Below are 16,904 nucleotides of genomic sequence, written 5' to 3'. Positions count from 1 at the left end.
CCGGGCAACCGGCGCTTGCTGGAGCCTTCCATGAACCCAATCGCCCAGCAGGCCCTTAACCGGGCCCGCCAGCCTGCCCCTGCGCCGGCACCAGCCTACTCCACCGAATCAGCCATCCGCCCCAAGCCCATCCCGGTGCTGGTGGTTCGCGGCCCCATCAACAACTTCATGCGCAAGCAGGCCCGGGACGAGGCAATCGCCACGGTCATGACCATGCACCGCACGCTGGCCGCAACCAACGGCGTGGCCCTGGTCGTGGAACACCTCAAGCGCACCGCCGCCGACAAGCCCGGCAGCCACATCGCCGGTTACCTGGACGTCATTCAACTACTGGAGCAAGGGCAATGAAGAAACCACCATTGGCCGAGCGCGCGCTTGCAGCCATTGCTCGGTATGAGCGCGCGGCCGGCGAACTTGGCGCCATCAAGAAAGGGATCGTGGCAGAGCTGGAGAAGTGCCCGATCACTATTGAGGCGTACCAGGGAAACAGCATTGACGGCGTGTACCGCCAGCAAAGCCAAGCTGATATTGACCGTCTGTGGGATGGCTCACGCGTTCGTCATCACCTGCACCAGGTGCTCAAGATGCGCACCACCGATGGCGGCGAATACGACATTGAGCGCGGCCTTCACGACTACGAGGTCAAGGACGAGCTGCGCGGCCTCAGCTTCGAAGCGGGCGACCCGTACAAGTGCGAGCACTGCCTTGCCGCTTGGCTGCTGATCGAGCGCCGGAAGCTGGCGCGCCAGGAGTTCGGCCAGGCCAAGCGTTTGGTCAGGGCCTTGGGCAAGCTGGCCATCCAGGCCGAACCTGCTGAGCCAGAAAGATCCTGCGCTGCCAAGGACTGCCAGTTACCTCGCGTCGACGCGACCATGTTCTGCCGCGATCACCAGTCGGTAAAAGGCCGTACCAGGAATGCAGCTCCCCTCACGGCCGAACGGCTCTCTTTCATGATGCAACAGGATGGGTATCAGCAATGAGCGACTACCAGACAGTCAACCTGCCCCGCGATCTGGCCGAGCGCATCGCCAAGGTCTGCATGTTCACCATGTTTGCCGAGGATTCGAAGCAGTTGCGCGCCATCCTGGCCAGGCCCTCGCCACCTGTTGAGCGCGATGAGCGGGCAGCGTTTGAGCGTGCCATTGTCGCTGAATGGCCACAGGCCCCTCTCATCCGAAAGCGCGACCTGCTGCCCAAGGATGATCCCTGCTACGGCGATTACTGCGACGAGCCATTGCAGCGGGCTTGGGTTGGCTGGCGTATGCGCGCCTGGCTTGAAGGATCCAAGCCAACCGTCCTGTCCAAATGTGTTTTGTGCGACCATCTGCAGGCCGACCTGACGGCGCGGGACGAACGTATCGACACTCTCGTCGATGATCTGGACCAAGCCCAGTACGACAAGGATGCCTGGAAGAACCATGAAGAATCGCTCTGGGTTCAGGTATTCCATGGCGAAGGAGACGATCCGTTCATCAGCGCTGTAAGTGGCGCGATCTGCATAGAACAACTCACCCTGATCCAAGAAGACATTGTGACCGGTGCCGAGGACATGCTTGAAAGAGGCCCGGGCTTCTATGTGTTCAGGTGCGACCACTACGAGGCGCACTACGACAACGTCGGGATGACGGAGCCAGCCCACTGGGAACTAGCCTTCGAGTCTTACGACCGTTTCCCCTGGGCGGATGAAGCAGAAGCCAGGGTCAGGGCAGCGAAAGAAGCCGAACTGATCGACATTGATGATCTGTTCGAAACGCCTGATTGCTGCTTCTGCAGCGACACTGGCTACATCATCGTCGATGACACCCAGCCCGAGTACATCACCACACCATGCACCGAGTGCGAGAAGGGCAAGCAGATCGAGGCCACGGCCACCAGCCCAGGCGCCAAGGTCGCAGCCCTGATGGAATCGCGGGGTGAGCCATGAGGCCCCTCGCCGTCTTCTGGGCCTGCCTCACCGCAGCAGCCTTTGCCTTCCTGATCGGCGTGGTTCTCACCATCTACGCCACCAACCAGCGCGTTGCCCAGGCCGATGACCAGCACCCGCCACCACCCGCGGGCGACCAGTTCGACGAAGGGCCGGTGCTGGCCCGACTGCCGGCCGCACACCTTGCCCCTGTCCGTTACATTTTCTGAGAGGTACCTATGAACGCCGCACAAATCCCCGATGACGTTGAGTTCATCAAGATTGCCGAGGTCCGCAAGATCACCGGCATGGGCACCAGCTTCATTTACGAGCGCATGATGGAAGGCACCTTCCCCAAGCAGGTAAAGCTGGGCCCACGCTCTGTTGTGTGGGTGAAATCTGAGGTGCAGGCCTGGGCCCAAGCCAAGATCACCGCCGCCCGCGGCGGTTGATCACTCAGCCAGCAGGCCGTCCAGGTAGTCGGCCCAGTCTTGCATCATCCCCCTCCGCTGCTCCACGAACTCAGCATGGTTGTATGCGTCGCCGATGTGCGACAGCTGAGCGTCGATCCACTTCTCGTTGTATCCCATCTCGTTCAGTGCGGTTGAGATCGTTGCGCGTATTCCGTGCCCGGTCAGCCGTCCCTGGTATCCCATGCGCTTTAACAGACTATTCACCGTGCCATCGCTTATAGGCTTGCGCGGGTCGTTTCGGCCCGCGATAAGCATGCGATACCGTCCGGTGACCTCGTGAGCGCGCTTCGCCTCTTCCATCGCCTGCCGCGACAACGGCACCAGGTACGGTGGAATCTCCCCGCTTTTCGTCCTTACTCTCTTCTGCAACTGCTTCACGATCCCCGGCGGGATTGTCCACAGCCCCTCCACAAAGTCGAACTGGTCAAAGGTCGCGCTACGCAGCTCGATCGTACGCACGCCGGTCAACAGCAGCAGCTTTACCGCGCTGCGGGCGTACTCGGCGCACTTGAAGTCGCGCAACGTCACCAGGAACTCTTTCAGCTCATGCCGGCGCAGGTATGGGTTGTGCTGCTCTGGCGGCTCCGGGACCGCGACAATGTCCAGGTCGGCGGCCGGGTTCACCTCTAGCAGGCCTTCGGCCATGCCAAACCGGAAGATCTCATGCAGCCAGGACCGGCACTTGCGGGCCGAGTTCAGCGCCCCACGGCGCTCGACCCGTCGCATGGCCTCCAGTACATCGCCACGCTTGATCTGGGCAATGGGCAGCTTGCCCAGCTCCGGTATCAGGTCCTTGTCCAGGTAGAAGCGGGATTGCACCGCTGAGCCTTTCCGGGCTGCAGCCCAGCGCGGCAGCTTGAACTCATGCCAACGGTTGGCCACGGCCTCGAAGGTGTTTTGCTGGTGCACGGCGGCTTCGGCCTTGGCCTGCCGGCGCTCGATGCGCGGGTCTACGCCCTTGGCCACCTGCGATCTGGCCTCATCCCGGCGGTCGCGTGCATCGCGCAGGCTGATCTCCGGGTATGTACCCATCGATATGCGCTCCTGTTTGCCGTGCCAGGTGAACCGGAAGTGCCACGACTTCGTGCCGTTCTTGGCGACGTAAAGAAAAAGGCCATCACCATCCTTGAGGGAATAGGGCTTGTCCTGGGGCTTGGCCTGCCTGGCCGCTGTGTCTGTGAGGGGCATTTAGTACATCACCTTGGCACCGAATCTAGGATGTGCTGCGCAATGTACTAAAAATTTGCGGAACGCGGCGGAAGATTGCACAAAGTTACGGGAAAAATAAAACCGCCAAGTAGGCGGTTTCATTGGGGTTTCCGGAAGGTTATGGTCCGTCGCGGAAAATGTCATGGTGCCGGAGACAGGAATCGAACCTGCGACCTTCGCGTTACGAGTGCGCTGCTCTACCGACTGAGCTACACCGGCGTGTAGCGCAACGTACCACTGCTCACACCCGTAACGCAAACCCCTGTTTCCACTGGTTTATTGCCCTGCCCTCAAGCCCCCTTGCACCCTTTGGGCGCCAGGTCTTCCTCGATGTCGGTCGTGCACGCCCAGCCGCTGGCCGAACGCGTCAGGGTCAGGGCCTTGCCCAGCGCGTTGGCCGGCGCATCCACCAGGGTGCAGACAATGCTGCCGCTGCCATCTGCGGCCTTGCCGCTGGCCGCGATCGCACAATGCGCCGTCGCTGGCTGGCCACCCAGCGCGGCGACATCCGCTACATCCTTCCCATCATTCAGCCGCAGATCCATCGCCGTCTTCAGCGCGCTGATCTCCAGCAACCCGGCCGCGGCCTTGGAGCGTGCCTGGTGGTTGGTGTACATCGGTAAGGCGATGGTCGCCAGAATGCCGATGATCGCGACGACGATCATCAGTTCGATCAGGGTGATACCGCGTTGCCCTTTCATGAACGTAGTTCCTTTTTGATTCGCTTACACATTGAGGTCAGTTGCGCCCCAACCGGCAGCGGCGCAGTAGGCCTGAACAGACACCTTTTGTCACCCCTGCCCGCACGGGCGTCATCTTCGCTGAACTACTCTAGTGAGCATCACGGACGCCTGCCCTTGCATGGACGCGGCAAGCTGTTTCCAGGCTTGTCGCCGGGGCTGAACAAGGACCTTTGCATGACTTCATCTTCACTTCTCTACCGCTGGCACGGCACCGACGCCAACGGCACGCCGGTCAGCGGCCAAACACCCGGGCGCAGCCCGGCTTATGTGCGCGCCGGGCTGATTCGCCAGGGCATCACGGTGGCGAGTTTGCGGCCGGCCAGCGGGCTGGCGTTCAGCTTGCCAAAGCGGCGCGAAAAGGCTGACCCGGCGGGGTTCAGCCGGCAGTTGGCGACGTTGCTCAAGGCCGGGGTGCCGCTGCTGCAGGCGTTCGAGGTGATGGGCCGCAGTGGTTGCGATGCGGCGCAGGCGGGGTTGCTGGAAAGATTGAAACAGGATGTGGCCTCGGGCCTGGGGTTGGCGGATGCGTTGCAGCGTCACCCGGCATGGTTCGATGCGCTGTATTGCAACCTGGTACGGGTGGGCGAGCAGTCCGGTACGCTCGACCGGCAGCTGGAGCAGCTGGCCGGCATGCTGGAACAGCGTCGGGTGCTGCACAAGAAGGTGCGCAAGGCGATGATCTACCCGCTGCTGCTGTTGCTGACCGGGCTGGGGGTGTCGGCGATCTTGTTGCTGGAGGTGATTCCGAAATTCGAGAGCATGTTCTCGGGCATGGGCGCGGCGTTGCCGGCATTTACCCAATGGGTGATCAACTTGTCCACAGGGCTGAGCCGGTTTGCGCCGCTGCTGCTGGTGATGGGCTTGGTGCAGGGTGTTGCCGTGCGTCAGCTTTACCGGCAGCACGCGCCAGCGCGCCTGTGGATATCTCGGCGGGTGCTGGGCTTGCCCGTGTTTGGCAAGTTGCTGGGGCAGGCCGCGCTGGCGCGGTTTGCGCGTAGCCTGGCAACGTCCTACGGCGCCGGGGTGCCGTTGCTGGATGCGCTGGGTACGGTGGCGCGGGTAACGGGTGGCGACCTGCACGAGCAGGCGGTGTTGCGGCTGCGCCAAGGCATGGCCAATGGGCAAGGGCTGAACCAGGCGATGGCCGGTGAACCGCTGTTTCCCCCCTTGCTGGTGCAGTTGACGGCCATCGGTGAATCCAGCGGCACGCTGGACCAGATGCTGGAAAAAGCCGCCAGCCATTACGAGGAACAGGTCAGCCAGGCGCTGGACCAGTTGACCAGCCTGCTGGAGCCGGCCATCGTGCTGATCCTGGGCTTGCTGGTGGGTGGCCTGGTGGTGGCGATGTACCTGCCAATCTTCCAGTTGGGTAGTTTGATCTGAACATGACTTTATGGGCTTTGCTGGCTGAACAGCCAGCGTATTTCCTCACCCTTGCCACGGTGCTCGGCCTGCTGGTGGGCAGCTTTATCAACGTGCTGGTATATCGCCTGCCGATCATGCTGGAGCGCCAATGGCAGCGTGAGGCGCAAGAGGTGTTGGGGCTGCCGACCACGCAGCACGCGCGTTTCGACCTGTGCCTGCCCGCCTCCCGGTGCCCACACTGCGCGCACCGGATTCGTGCGTGGGAGAACATTCCGGTCATCAGCTACCTGGCCTTGGGCGGGCGCTGTTCGTCCTGCAAAAACCGCATCAGCCTGCGTTACCCGGTAGTGGAAGTGGCCAGCGCGCTGCTGTCGCTGGTAGTGGCCTGGCGCTTCGGCGCTTCGGTAGAGGCGTTGCTGGCGTTGCCGCTGACCTGGTGCCTGCTGGCGCTGAGCCTGATCGATGCGGACCACCAGCTGCTGCCGGATGTGCTGGTGCTGCCGACCATGTGGCTAGGGCTGATCGTCAATGCCTTTGGCATCCATGTGCCCCTGGCCGACGCACTGTGGGGCGCAGTGGCCGGGTACCTCAGCCTGTGGACGGTGTACTGGGTGTTCAGGCTGGTCACCGGCAAGGAAGGCATGGGCTATGGCGATTTCAAGCTGATGGCGCTGATCGGGGCGTGGGGGGGTTGGCAGGTGCTGCCGTTGACGCTGCTGTTGTCGTCGGTGGTGGGGGCGCTTGTTGGCCTGTGCTTGCTGCGTTTTCGCCGGCATGCCTTGGGCACGGCTATCCCGTTTGGCCCTTATCTGGCAATTGCGGGGTGGATTGCCGTGCTCTGGGGTGATGAAATATACGCCTCATACATACAACTGCTTGGATACTGATGACCACTGCGGCCTTTACCCCCTGGATTCTCGGCCTGACCGGCGGCATTGGTAGCGGCAAAAGCGCCGCTGCCGAGCGCTTTGTCGAGCTTGGCGTGCACCTGGTCGATGCCGACCAGGCGGCGCGCTGGGTTGTCGAACCTGGTCGCCCGGCCCTGGCCAGCATCGTCGAGCGCTTCGGCCCGGGCGTGCTGCAGGGCGACGGCCAGCTCGATCGCGCCGCCCTGCGCCAGCTGATTTTCGCCGACCCAGCGCAACGCAAATGGCTGGAGCAACTGCTGCACCCGCTGATCGGTCAGGAGATTTTCAGCTATCTGGCCAAGGCGCAGTCGCCTTATGCGGTCTATGTGTCGCCGCTGCTGATCGAATCGGGCCAGCACCATAAGACCCAACGCGTACTGGTGATCGATGCGCCGCAGGACCTGCAAATAGCCCGTACCCTGGCGCGGGACAACACCAGTGCCGAGCACGTGCAGGCCATTTTGCAGGCGCAGTTGGCCCGTGAGGATCGCCTGCGCCATGCCGATGATGTGGTAGTCAATGACGGCGGCCTGGCCGCGCTGCATGAGCAGATTGACCGCCTGCACCACTTTTACCTGACTTTGAAAGGAGGCCAGCCATGAGCCAGCCATTGACCGTCGATTGCCCGACTTGCGGCGCGCCTGTGGAATGGAGCGAAAAAAACGCGTTCCGACCGTTTTGTTCGGACCGTTGCAAGCTGATCGACCTGGGCGCCTGGGCAGCCGAGGAGCACAAGATTGCGGGGTCGGAAGGGTCCGAAGATGAGCTGTATTCGGGGGACCTGGAGCCGCGGCATTGAGCTGATTGCAAGGCGGCTGTGCCGGCCTGTGGGAGCGGCCTTGTGTCGCGAAAGGGCTGCGAAGCAGCCCCGGCATTTTTTGAGTTACCACCGAATCTGGGGCTGCTTCGCAGCCCTTTCGCGACACAAGGCCGCTCCCACAGAGACCGCGTCAGGTTTTAGATGTGATGGCAGAGCCGCCGCATGATCATCGCTCCTCTTCCTTCCAGGGCGCCTGCAAATACCGTGTGCGGTTGAAGGTTTCCAGCCACTCGGGGCAAAACACCACCAGCGCACTGATCACCATGCCGTTGATGAACGCCTCGGGGAACATCATCAGCCACAGGTAGCCCACAAAGTCGCTGAGCCATTCCGGCAGGGCAAACCGCCCATCGAGCCACAACAACCCTAGCGCCGCCGGTACGCAAACCAGCACGGTGAGCGCTGCCGGGAAGAACCCCGAACAGAAGATATAAACGAACAGGTTTCGCGGCTGGGCGCGCTCGACCACTATCGCGCACACCTCGGTAATCAGCACCGGCAAACCAATCAGCAACAAGCCGTTCACCCCCAACGCCGCCAGGTCTTGTCGCCCAAGCGCCAGCAAGCCAAGCTGGGCCATGAAGCCACCCAGCACCGCCAGCGGCCAGTCCAGCAACAGGGTGACCGCCGTCATGCCAATAAAGTGGTACGACACCCCGGTATCAAAGTCGCGCCGCACCAGCCACAGCGCAAACAGGCAGAACACCGTGCCAAACAGCAAATGCTGGCGGCGCCGGTCGGTAAACAGTTCAACCCAGCGAACACGGCTCACCGCCCAGATCAACAACGGCACATAACCCAGCCAGCCAAGGGTAAGGGTGGTGCCGGATAACACCTGCGCGCTGATCACCTGAACAATACCCTTTGCGGCCATGTGGATAAAACCGAGTCTACACCCATTCTCCCATTCCTTCGGCTGCGGTAGGCTGACGCTTCCGTTCGATGCAGGAAGCATTGGTCATGCTGGAAGGAACCAACCCCGCCCTGCTACTGGCAGCGGCACTCAACGCCATCATCGGCGTACTTCACCTGGCCATCATCGCCGTGGGGCCGCGTTGGTACCGTTTGTTCGGGGCCGGTGAGCGCATGGCGGTGGCCGCCGAAAACGGCCGCTGCTACCCGGCGCTGATCACCGCCGCCATCGCCTGCGTGTTGCTGGCCTGGTCGGCCTATGCGCTGTCGGCTGCCGGGGCGATCGGGCGGCTGCCCTTGCTGCTGCCAGTCATTTGCCTGATCACCCTGGTGTACTTGTTACGCGGCCTGCTGGGGCCAGGATTGCTGGCGGGCACCGGGCGTTCGCAGCGTTTTATCGTGGTCAGTTCGCTGATCTGCCTGGGCTTTGGCGTGGTGCATCTGGTCGGGCTGGTGCAGCAGTGGCCGGTGCTGGGCTGATTTTCACGCTTAAACAGCATCTTACCGTCATCGATTAGCGGCTAAGCTTGTCTGCATGGATGACTCAGACTACCTGCGCCTGCTTACCATCCAGGCCGAACAAGCCAATGCCTTTCTCTCCAACGCCCGTAAGTGGGAGCGGGAGCGTTGGGTGTGCCAGCGCCTGTTGCAGGGGCTGAACATTCCCTACCGCAGCGAGGACTTCACCCCGGCGGGGCAGGAGCCACCAGACGTGCTGTTCCGCGACGCCGCCTTCGAGGTGTTTTTCGTGCTCGACGAGGGCCGCAGGCTGAACGATGAATGGCGCGAGGAGCTGCAGCGGCGGCGCAGTGCGTTTTCCCTGGCGCAGCTGGTACGCCGCGAAGCACGCCCGCGGCGCATCAGTGCCACCGAACTGCTGGGGCGCCTGGCGCCCACCTTGCGCAAAAAGGCACACAATTACCGGGAACGCGGGCTGGAGCTGAACGAGCTGGACATCATCGCGTTCTCCAGCCTCAAGCGCGAAGTGCTCGACCTCAACACCCACTTCCCGCCGCCTACCGAATACCTGCGCCAAGGCTGGCGTTCGCTGTCGCTGGTCGGGCCAACCTTTGCCCGGGTACTGTTTGCCCACCCCGATGCGCCGGATTTCCTGCGCGGCAACCTGGGCCGCAGCATCGTCTTCGACGTAGGCATCAGTCTTTGATCCAGTGCAGCGACTGTTTGCGATGGCGTACACTCGGCGCCAGGGATAGAAAGCATTATCATTTGTTTCAAGCGCCTGCGCGAACGCTGTAGCGTTTGCGCAGTCACAAACGTCTACCTGACGAGGCCCACCATGACCAGTCGCCTGAACCCGGAAGATCAGCGTCGTGTCGATGAGTATCTGCGAGCCCCCCAGCACCAAGTCGAGCGCAGGCCCTTCCGGCCGTGGCTGCTCCTTTTGCTGGTGCTGGCCGTGACCATCGGGTTGGGTCTCATCAGCCGCCTGCTGAGTGGACTGGTGCTATGAGCTGCTTCGCGCTCGCCCTCCCCTCGTGCAGTTTGCGGCCGGCCCCCAGGGCCACGAATTCCGTAAACCTTATGAGATATTCCCATGACTCATCGCATCGTGATTGTCGGCGGCGGCGCCGGCGGCCTGGAACTGGCGACCCGCCTGGGTAAAAGCCTGGGCAAGCGCAAGCAGGCCGAAATCACCTTGGTGGACACCAACCTCACGCACATCTGGAAGCCACTGCTGCACGAAGTGGCCGCCGGCTCGCTGAACTCCTCGGAAGACGAACTGAACTACGTGGCTCAGGCCAAGTGGAACCACTTCAATTTCCAGCTGGGGCGCATGAGCGGCCTGGACCGTGAAGGCAAGCAGATTCAACTGGCTGCCACCCTCGACGAAGAGGGCCGCGAGCTACTGCCTGCGCGCACCCTGAGCTACGACACCCTGGTGATTGCCGTGGGCTCCAACACCAACGACTTCGGCACCCTGGGCGCAGCGCAGCACTGCCTGTTCCTGGATACCCGCAAGCAGGCCGAGCGTTTCCACCAGCAACTGCTGAACCACTACCTGCGTGCCCACGCCGGCGACGTGGCCAGCGAGAAAATCAGCGTGGCCATTGTCGGCGCCGGTGCCACCGGTGTAGAGCTGGCGGCCGAGTTGCACCACGCTGCCCACGAGCTGGCGGCCTATGGCCTGGACCGCATCCAGCCCAAGGACATGCACATCACCCTTATCGAGGCGGGCCCGCGCGTTCTGCCGGCGCTGCCGGAGCGCATCAGCGTACCGGTTCACAAAACCCTGGAAAAACTCGGTGTGAAGGTGATGACCAACGCCGCAGTCAGTGAAGTGACCGAGGACGGCCTGAAAACCAAGGACGGTGAAGTGATCCAGGCCAGCCTGAAGGTGTGGGCAGCCGGTATCCGCGCGCCAGGTTTCCTCAAGGACATCGATGGCCTGGAAACCAACCGCATCAACCAGCTGGTCGTGCGCCCTACCCTGCAAACCACCCGCGACGACAACATCTTCGCCTTCGGTGACTGCGCCGCCTGCCCGCAACCTGGCAGCGACCGTAACGTGCCGCCGCGCGCACAGGCGGCGCACCAGCAGGCTTCGATGCTGGCGCAAAGCCTGAAGGCGCGCCTGGAGAACAAGGCCCTGCCGACTTACGAGTACAAGGACTATGGCTCGCTGGTGTCGCTGTCGCGCTTCTCGGCGGTGGGCAACCTGATGGGTAACCTGATGGGCAGCGTGAAGCTGGAAGGCTGGCTGGCGCGGATGTTCTATGTGTCGCTGTACCGCATGCACCAGATGGCGCTGTACGGGTTCTTCCGCACGGCGTTGATGATGCTGGGCAGCAAGATTGGCCGGGGTACCGAGCCGCGCCTGAAGTTGCACTAACAGGCGCCCCCATGCCCTGTAGGCGCGGGTTTACCTGTGAATGCGATGGTGGCTGCACTGCCGCATTCGCGGGTGAACCCGCTCCTACAAAGGGGCGGTGTGGCAAATAGATGCAGGTGGGATTTGCACCGATGGGCGCATTTTTCGGGGCAAAAGAAAAAGGGCATCTCATGCGAGATGCCCTTTGTTCATGGTGGGTCGTGTAGGATTCGAACCTACGACCAATTGGTTAAAAGCCAACTGCTCTACCAACTGAGCTAACGACCCAAAAATGGTCGGGGTGAGGGGATTCGAACTCCTGACATCCTGCTCCCAAAGCAGGCGCGCTACCGGACTGCGCTACACCCCGAGTGTTTCAAAAAAAAGGGCATCTCTTTGAGATGCCCTTTTCTACATGGTGGGTCGTGTAGGATTCGAACCTACGACCAATTGGTTAAAAGCCAACTGCTCTACCAACTGAGCTAACGACCCGGAAAATGGTCGGGGTGAGGGGATTCGAACTCCTGACATCCTGCTCCCAAAGCAGGCGCGCTACCGGACTGCGCTACACCCCGAGATTGGCTCCGCGACCTGGACTCGAACCAGGGACCCAATGATTAACAGTCATTTGCTCTACCGACTGAGCTATCGCGGAACTGAACTTCGGTACAACTCCGAAGACTGTGTTCGCTTCGGACTCTTTAGCTTCTTCGCTTTCGCGTTGTCGCTGCTGAGGCCGGCTATTCTACATTCTTCGTTTTGCTTGTCAACCACTTTTTTTCATTCAACTTACTGATTTGTAAGTTGTTTTGCGATCACTGATGTTGCTGGTGATTCGCTTAGTGCCTGACAACGCGGCGTATATTAGGGGCACTCTAAATTTGATGCAAGCAAAAATTTCAAAAATTTCAGGCGGTTATCCAAGATTGGCGCAAAGGCCCGAAATAGCTGGGCTGTGCCGGCCCTTTCACGGCTAAACCCGCGCCTACGAGGGGCTGCCTAGCCTGCAAAAATCTGCGCAGGGTTGGCCGCGAAGGGGCCGACATGGGCAACAGGCAGAAAAAAGCCCCGCAAACGCGGGGCTCATGGTGCAACACAATCAGCCGAAGACGATTTCGTCGCCTTCCACCTTGGCGGTGATCGCCGTACCGGGCAGGAACTTGCCGGCCAGAATCAGCTGCGCCAGCGGGTTCTCGATCCAGCGCTGGATCGCCCGCTTCAGCGGCCGTGCGCCGTACACCGGGTCGTAACCCACAGCAATCAGCTTGTCCAACGCCTCTGGGCTCAGGCTCAGCGACAGTTCGCGCTCCAGCAGGCGGCTGCGCAGGCGGCCGAGTTGGATTTCGGTAATACCGGCAATCTGCTCGCGGCCCAATGGCTCGAACACCACCACTTCGTCGATGCGGTTGATGAACTCCGGACGGAAGTGCGCCCCCACCGCATCCATCACTGCCGCACGCTGTGCCTCGCGGTCACCCACCAGTTCCTGAATCTGCGCCGAGCCCAGGTTGGAGGTCATCACGATCACGGTGTTGCGGAAGTCCACGGTGCGCCCGTGGCTGTCAGTCAGGCGGCCGTCTTCCAGCACCTGCAGCAGCACGTTAAACACATCCGGGTGGGCTTTTTCCACCTCGTCCAGCAGCACCACCGAGTAAGGCTTGCGCCGCACAGCCTCGGTCAGGTAACCGCCCTCTTCATACCCTACATAGCCTGGCGGTGCACCGATCAGGCGCGCTACGGAGTGCTTCTCCATGAATTCGGACATGTCGATGCGCACCATCGCCTCTTCGGTGTCGAACAGGAACTCGGCCAGCGCCTTGCACAGTTCGGTCTTGCCCACACCGGTCGGGCCGAGGAACAGGAACGAACCACTTGGCCGGTTCGGGTCGGACAGGCCGGCACGCGAGCGGCGTACGGCGTTGGCTACGGCGGTTACCGCCTCGCTCTGGCCAATCACGCGCTGGTGCAGCAGCTCTTCCATCTTCAGCAGCTTCTCACGCTCGCCTTCGAGCATCTTGGCCACAGGAATGCCGGTCCACTTCGACACCACTTCGGCAATTTCTTCCTCGGTGACCTTGTTGCGCAGCAACTGGTTTTCGGTCTTGCCGTGCTGGTCGACCATCTGCAGGCTGCGCTCCAGGTCCGGGATCACCCCGTACTGCAGTTCGGCCATGCGGTTCAGGTCGCCTTTGCGACGGGCGGCTTCCAGCTCCTGGCGAGACTGCTCGATCTTTTGCTGGATCTGCGCCGAGCCCTGCACTTCAGCTTTCTCCGAAGCCCAGATTTCTTCCAGGTCGGAATACTCACGCTCCAGCCGCTCGATTTCCTCGGTCAGCTTCTCTAGGCGCTTTTTCGCCGCTTCGTCTTCTTCTTTCTTCAGCGCCTGCGACTCCACCTTCAGCTGGATCAGGCGGCGATCAAGGCGGTCGAGCACTTCTGGCTTGGAGTCAATCTCCATGCGGATGCGGCTGGCCGCTTCGTCGATCAGGTCAATGGCCTTGTCCGGCAGCTGGCGGTCGGTAATGTAGCGGTGGCTGAGCTTGGCCGCAGCGATGATTGCACCGTCGGTGATGGCCACCTTGTGGTGCACTTCATAGCGCTCTTTCAAGCCACGCAGGATGGCGATGGTGTCTTCCTCGCTCGGCTCCTCGACCAGCACCTTCTGGAAGCGGCGCTCCAGGGCGGCGTCCTTTTCGATGAACTGGCGGTACTCGTTCAGCGTGGTGGCACCTACGCAATGCAGCTCGCCGCGGGCCAGAGCCGGCTTGAGCATGTTGCCGGCGTCCATGGCACCCTCGCCTTTGCCGGCGCCGACCATGGTGTGCAGTTCGTCGATGAACAGGATGATCTGGCCTTCCTGCTTGGACAGTTCGTTCAGCAGGCTTTTCAAGCGCTCTTCGAACTCACCGCGGTACTTGGCACCGGCAATCAGCGCGCCCATGTCCAGCGCCAGCAGGCGCTTGCCTTTGAGGCCGTCGGGCACTTCACCATTGATGATGCGCTGGGCCAGGCCTTCGGCGATGGCGGTTTTACCCACGCCAGGCTCACCGATCAGCACCGGGTTGTTCTTGGTACGGCGTTGCAGCACCTGCACGGTTCGGCGGATTTCATCGTCACGGCCAATGACCGGGTCCAGCTTGCCCTCTTCGGCACGCTTGGTCAGGTCGACGGTGTATTTGTCCAGCGCCTGGCGCGATTCCTCGGCGTTGGCGTCATTCACTGCCGCGCCGCCACGCAGGTTGTTGATGGCATTTTCCAGCGCTTTCTTGCTCACGCCTTGGCTCAGCAGCAGCTTGCCGAGCTTGCTGTTTTCGTCCATGGCGGCCAACAGCACAAGCTCGCTGGAAATGAACTGGTCGCCCTTCTGCTGTGCCAGGCGGTCTGCCTGGTTAAGCAGGCGTGCCAAGTCCTGCGACATGTTCACGTCGCCGGTAGGGTTCTGTATTTTTGGCAGTTGGTCGAGCTCTTTCACCAGCCCCTGGCGCAGGCCATTGATGTCGAAGCCTACCTGCATCAGCAGCGGTTTGATGGAGCCGCCCTGCTGTTCGAGCAGCGCCTGTAACAGGTGCACGGGCTCTATGGCAGGGTGGTCCATGCCAACGGCCAAAGATTGGGCATCGGATATTGCAAGTTGCAGCTTGCTGGTTAAACGGTCTATTCGCATGGTGTACCTTCCTTTAAAGGGCAGGTCGGAGCGATGGACAGCGCCTGTTTATAAAGAAACCTGCCTGAGATGACTTTATAGATAAGGCTGATTCTGGAAGATTCAAGCGTAGCGGGGTTGACCAAAGTCAACCTGTTGGATTAACGGGGGCCATTCGCGGGCATGCTCGCCCCCACAGGTACACCACCGGTTTCAATGTTTGCAGAATCACTGTAGGAGCGGGCGTGCCAGCGAAGAGGCCGGTACAGGCTAGCGCGGGTCCAGCCAGACCAACGATGCAAAACGCCCACCCTGCGGGGTACGGCGATAGGAGAAGAACCGCGCATCACTGACCGTGCACAAACCACCGCCATAAACAGCAGTCACGCCACGGGCAGCCAGGCGAATACGCGCCAGCTCATAGATATCCGCCAACAGCTTGCCTGGCCGTTCGCCGTCGACGAATGCCCGAGCTGCTTGCGGGTGCACGGCGGTAAAGGCATCACGCACTTCCAGCCCCACTTCGAACGCTTGCGGGCCGATGGCAGGCCCCAACCACACCAGCACCTCTTCTGGCGGCAGCGCCAGCCGGTCCAGCGTGGCTTCCAGCACGCCACCCGCCAGCCCGCGCCAGCCCGCATGTGCCGCCGCCACGCGGGTGCCGGCACGGTCGCAGAACAGCGCAGGCAGGCAATCGGCGGTCATCACGGTGCAGGCAATGCCAGGCTGGTGGGTCCAGCTGGCATCGGCCTCGGCGACCACCGCCGGGTCGGCATCCGCCACCACCCGCCCATGCACCTGCTTGAGCCAGGCCGGTTGGATGGTGAACTGTTCGCTCAGGCGGCGGCGGTTCTCGGCGACCGCGGCAGGGTCATCCCCAACATGGTCGCCGAGGTTGAAGGTTTCGTAAGGCGGCAGGCTGACGCCGCCCTGACGGGTGGTGACACAGGCGCGTACCGAGGCCGGGGCCGGCCAGTCGGGGAACAGCAACGCCTGCGTCAGGTCACTCATCCGATGAAGCTCTCGCGGTCCTGGTTCAGCAGCGACAGCAACCAGACGAAGTCATCCGGCAGTGGCGATTCCCACTTCATGACTTCACCGGTAATCGGGTGGGCCAAGGCGAGGAAACGCGCATGCAGCGCCTGGCGCGGGAAGGTCTTGACCGCCTCGACCATGGTCGGGCTGGCAGCGGGCGGAATACGGAAGCGCCCGCCGTACGTCTGGTCGCCAACCAGCGGGAAACCCACGTGGGCCATGTGCACGCGAATCTGGTGGGTACGGCCGGTTTCCAGCTTGACCCGCACATGGGTGTGCGAGCGGAAGCGCTTGAGTACGCGGTAGTGGCTGACCGCCGGCTTGCCGCCGTCGGTTACAGCCATGCGCTGGCGCATGCCGCCATGACGACCGATGGGCGCGTCGATCTTGCCACCGGCAGTCACCACGCCAATCACGATGCACTCGTAGATGCGGCTGACCTTGCGGGCCTGCATCTGCTCGACCAGCTTGGTCTGCGCCTGCAGGGTCTTGGCCACCACCATCAGGCCGGTGGTGTCCTTGTCCAGGCGGTGCACGATACCGGCGCGCGGCACGTTGACGATGTCTGGCACATGGTGCAGCAGCGCGTTGAGCAGGGTGCCGCTGGCATGCCCGGCCGCCGGGTGCACAACCAGCCCGGCAGGCTTGTTGATCACCAGGATGTGGTCGTCTTCGTAGACGATATCCAGTTCGATATCTTCTGCGATCCACTCGCCCTGGGCCTCTTGTTCGGCCTCCAGGGCAAGCAGAGAGCCACCATGAACAAGGTCTCGAGGGCGCACGACTGCACCATCGACCGTCAGGCGGCCCTCTTTGATCCACGAAGTTAGCCGCGAACGCGAGTACTCGGCGAACAATTGGGCGGCGACCTGGTCGAGGCGTTGGCCGCCCAGTTCGGACGGTACCTCTGCGCTAAGTTGAATGATCTCGGACATGCTCGATTCGGCGGGCGCACAGCCTTTGGTTTCGGCTGCGAGCTTGTGGTTAAATACGGCTTCTTTTGTCCCGGGGTTGGCCGGGGCGCTCATCATAACAGGACGGCACCGCCCAAGACAGCGGCCGT

General features: G+C 62.0%; 19 protein-coding genes and 6 tRNA genes. 13 read left to right on the top strand and 12 right to left on the bottom strand.

Annotation, left to right across the window (positions count from 1 at the left end; genetic code table 11):
* The first annotated feature begins 30 nt into the window (after window positions 1-30).
* From KW568_RS03275 to KW568_RS03255, 5 genes are read left to right on the top strand one after another with little or no spacing between them, the layout of a single operon-like run.
* Window positions 31-348 carry a hypothetical protein gene (locus tag KW568_RS03275; protein ID WP_259537611.1) on the top strand — a complete coding sequence of 106 codons (318 nt, stop codon included), beginning with the start codon at window positions 31-33 and terminating at the stop codon, window positions 346-348.
* 11 nt (window positions 349-359) lie between these two features.
* Entirely contained in the window at window positions 360-980 is a 621-nt protein-coding gene (locus KW568_RS03270; RefSeq protein ID WP_259537610.1) for a hypothetical protein, read from the top strand.
* The gene (locus KW568_RS03265; protein ID WP_259537609.1) at window positions 977-1,924 is read left to right on the top strand and encodes a hypothetical protein; all 948 of its coding nucleotides are present in this window, start codon (window positions 977-979) and stop codon (window positions 1,922-1,924) included. Before KW568_RS03270 ends, KW568_RS03265 begins: the two co-directional genes overlap by 4 nt.
* Window positions 1,921-2,133 carry a hypothetical protein gene (locus tag KW568_RS03260; protein ID WP_259537608.1) on the top strand — a complete coding sequence of 71 codons (213 nt, stop codon included), beginning with the start codon at window positions 1,921-1,923 and terminating at the stop codon, window positions 2,131-2,133. Before KW568_RS03265 ends, KW568_RS03260 begins: the two co-directional genes overlap by 4 nt.
* 9 nt (window positions 2,134-2,142) lie before the next feature.
* Window positions 2,143-2,355: an AlpA family transcriptional regulator gene (locus tag KW568_RS03255; protein WP_259537607.1), complete on the top strand. Its 213-nt coding sequence runs from the start codon at window positions 2,143-2,145 to the stop codon at window positions 2,353-2,355.
* Here KW568_RS03255 and KW568_RS03250 read toward each other — a convergent pair whose 3' ends face one another.
* From KW568_RS03250 to KW568_RS03240, 3 genes are all read right to left on the bottom strand, one after another.
* On the bottom strand, window positions 2,356-3,564 hold the full coding sequence (locus KW568_RS03250) for an integrase arm-type DNA-binding domain-containing protein (protein ID WP_259537605.1): 1,209 nt from the start codon (window positions 3,562-3,564) through the stop codon (window positions 2,356-2,358). It abuts the gene before it with no gap.
* 164 nt (window positions 3,565-3,728) lie between these two features.
* A tRNA-Thr gene (locus KW568_RS03245) sits at window positions 3,729-3,804 on the bottom strand.
* Window positions 3,805-3,875: 71 nt separating this feature from the next.
* Window positions 3,876-4,286: a pilin gene (locus KW568_RS03240; RefSeq protein WP_004575718.1), complete on the bottom strand. Its 411-nt coding sequence runs from the start codon at window positions 4,284-4,286 to the stop codon at window positions 3,876-3,878.
* A 216-nt stretch (window positions 4,287-4,502) separates the two neighbouring features.
* Between KW568_RS03240 and KW568_RS03235 the strand changes: the two genes are divergently transcribed.
* The 4 genes from KW568_RS03235 to yacG are packed head-to-tail and all read left to right on the top strand — an operon-like array spanning window position 4,503 to window position 7,400.
* Window positions 4,503-5,711, top strand: a complete 1,209-nt coding sequence (locus KW568_RS03235) for a type II secretion system F family protein (protein WP_004575719.1) — start codon at window positions 4,503-4,505, stop codon at window positions 5,709-5,711.
* 2 nt (window positions 5,712-5,713) lie between these two features.
* The gene (locus tag KW568_RS03230; protein WP_004575720.1) at window positions 5,714-6,580 is read left to right on the top strand and encodes an A24 family peptidase; all 867 of its coding nucleotides are present in this window, start codon (window positions 5,714-5,716) and stop codon (window positions 6,578-6,580) included.
* Window positions 6,580-7,203, top strand: a complete 624-nt coding sequence (gene coaE, locus KW568_RS03225; RefSeq protein WP_004575721.1) for a dephospho-CoA kinase — start codon at window positions 6,580-6,582, stop codon at window positions 7,201-7,203. Before KW568_RS03230 ends, coaE begins: the two co-directional genes overlap by 1 nt.
* The gene (yacG, locus tag KW568_RS03220) at window positions 7,200-7,400 is read left to right on the top strand and encodes a DNA gyrase inhibitor YacG (RefSeq protein WP_003247540.1); all 201 of its coding nucleotides are present in this window, start codon (window positions 7,200-7,202) and stop codon (window positions 7,398-7,400) included. Before coaE ends, yacG begins: the two co-directional genes overlap by 4 nt.
* A 187-nt stretch (window positions 7,401-7,587) precedes the next feature.
* Here the strand turns inward: yacG and KW568_RS03215 are convergent, their stop codons facing one another.
* On the bottom strand, window positions 7,588-8,295 hold the full coding sequence (locus KW568_RS03215; protein ID WP_014755237.1) for an energy-coupling factor ABC transporter permease: 708 nt from the start codon (window positions 8,293-8,295) through the stop codon (window positions 7,588-7,590).
* A gap of 86 nt (window positions 8,296-8,381) precedes the next feature.
* Between KW568_RS03215 and KW568_RS03210 the strand changes: the two genes are divergently transcribed.
* The 4 genes from KW568_RS03210 (at window position 8,382) to KW568_RS03195 (ending at window position 11,184) form a co-directional block, all read left to right on the top strand.
* Entirely contained in the window at window positions 8,382-8,813 is a 432-nt protein-coding gene (locus KW568_RS03210; protein ID WP_004577273.1) for a hypothetical protein, read from the top strand.
* A gap of 55 nt (window positions 8,814-8,868) precedes the next feature.
* A complete protein-coding gene (locus KW568_RS03205; protein ID WP_003247546.1) occupies window positions 8,869-9,498 on the top strand; it encodes a DUF1780 domain-containing protein in 630 nt (209 codons plus the stop codon).
* A gap of 132 nt (window positions 9,499-9,630) precedes the next feature.
* Complete coding sequence (locus KW568_RS03200) at window positions 9,631-9,804, top strand: DUF3094 domain-containing protein (protein ID WP_004577274.1); 174 nt, start codon at window positions 9,631-9,633, stop codon at window positions 9,802-9,804.
* Window positions 9,805-9,888: 84 nt separating this feature from the next.
* On the top strand, window positions 9,889-11,184 hold the full coding sequence (locus tag KW568_RS03195) for an NAD(P)/FAD-dependent oxidoreductase (RefSeq protein WP_004577275.1): 1,296 nt from the start codon (window positions 9,889-9,891) through the stop codon (window positions 11,182-11,184).
* Between the two features lie 191 nt (window positions 11,185-11,375).
* Here KW568_RS03195 and KW568_RS03190 read toward each other — a convergent pair.
* From KW568_RS03190 to rluD, 8 genes are all read right to left on the bottom strand, one after another.
* A tRNA-Lys gene (locus tag KW568_RS03190) sits at window positions 11,376-11,451 on the bottom strand.
* 5 nt (window positions 11,452-11,456) lie between these two features.
* Window positions 11,457-11,533, bottom strand: a tRNA-Pro gene (locus KW568_RS03185).
* A gap of 46 nt (window positions 11,534-11,579) precedes the next feature.
* Window positions 11,580-11,655 (bottom strand) — tRNA-Lys (locus KW568_RS03180).
* A 6-nt stretch (window positions 11,656-11,661) separates the two neighbouring features.
* Window positions 11,662-11,738: transfer RNA gene (locus KW568_RS03175), tRNA-Pro, on the bottom strand.
* Between the two features lie 4 nt (window positions 11,739-11,742).
* A tRNA-Asn gene (locus KW568_RS03170) sits at window positions 11,743-11,818 on the bottom strand.
* A gap of 444 nt (window positions 11,819-12,262) precedes the next feature.
* Window positions 12,263-14,827 carry an ATP-dependent chaperone ClpB gene (gene clpB, locus KW568_RS03165; RefSeq protein WP_003247550.1) on the bottom strand — a complete coding sequence of 855 codons (2,565 nt, stop codon included), beginning with the start codon at window positions 14,825-14,827 and terminating at the stop codon, window positions 12,263-12,265.
* A gap of 249 nt (window positions 14,828-15,076) precedes the next feature.
* Window positions 15,077-15,817: a peptidoglycan editing factor PgeF gene (pgeF, locus tag KW568_RS03160; protein ID WP_003247552.1), complete on the bottom strand. Its 741-nt coding sequence runs from the start codon at window positions 15,815-15,817 to the stop codon at window positions 15,077-15,079.
* A complete protein-coding gene (gene rluD / locus KW568_RS03155; protein WP_003247554.1) occupies window positions 15,814-16,776 on the bottom strand; it encodes a 23S rRNA pseudouridine(1911/1915/1917) synthase RluD in 963 nt (320 codons plus the stop codon). Before rluD ends, pgeF begins: the two co-directional genes overlap by 4 nt.
* Window positions 16,777-16,904 lie beyond the last annotated feature (128 nt).

Source organism: Pseudomonas sp. HD6515, assembly GCF_024971855.1.
Lineage (GTDB): Bacteria > Pseudomonadota > Gammaproteobacteria > Pseudomonadales > Pseudomonadaceae > Aquipseudomonas > Aquipseudomonas alloputida.
This window is presented reverse-complemented; position numbering and strand designations above follow the sequence as displayed.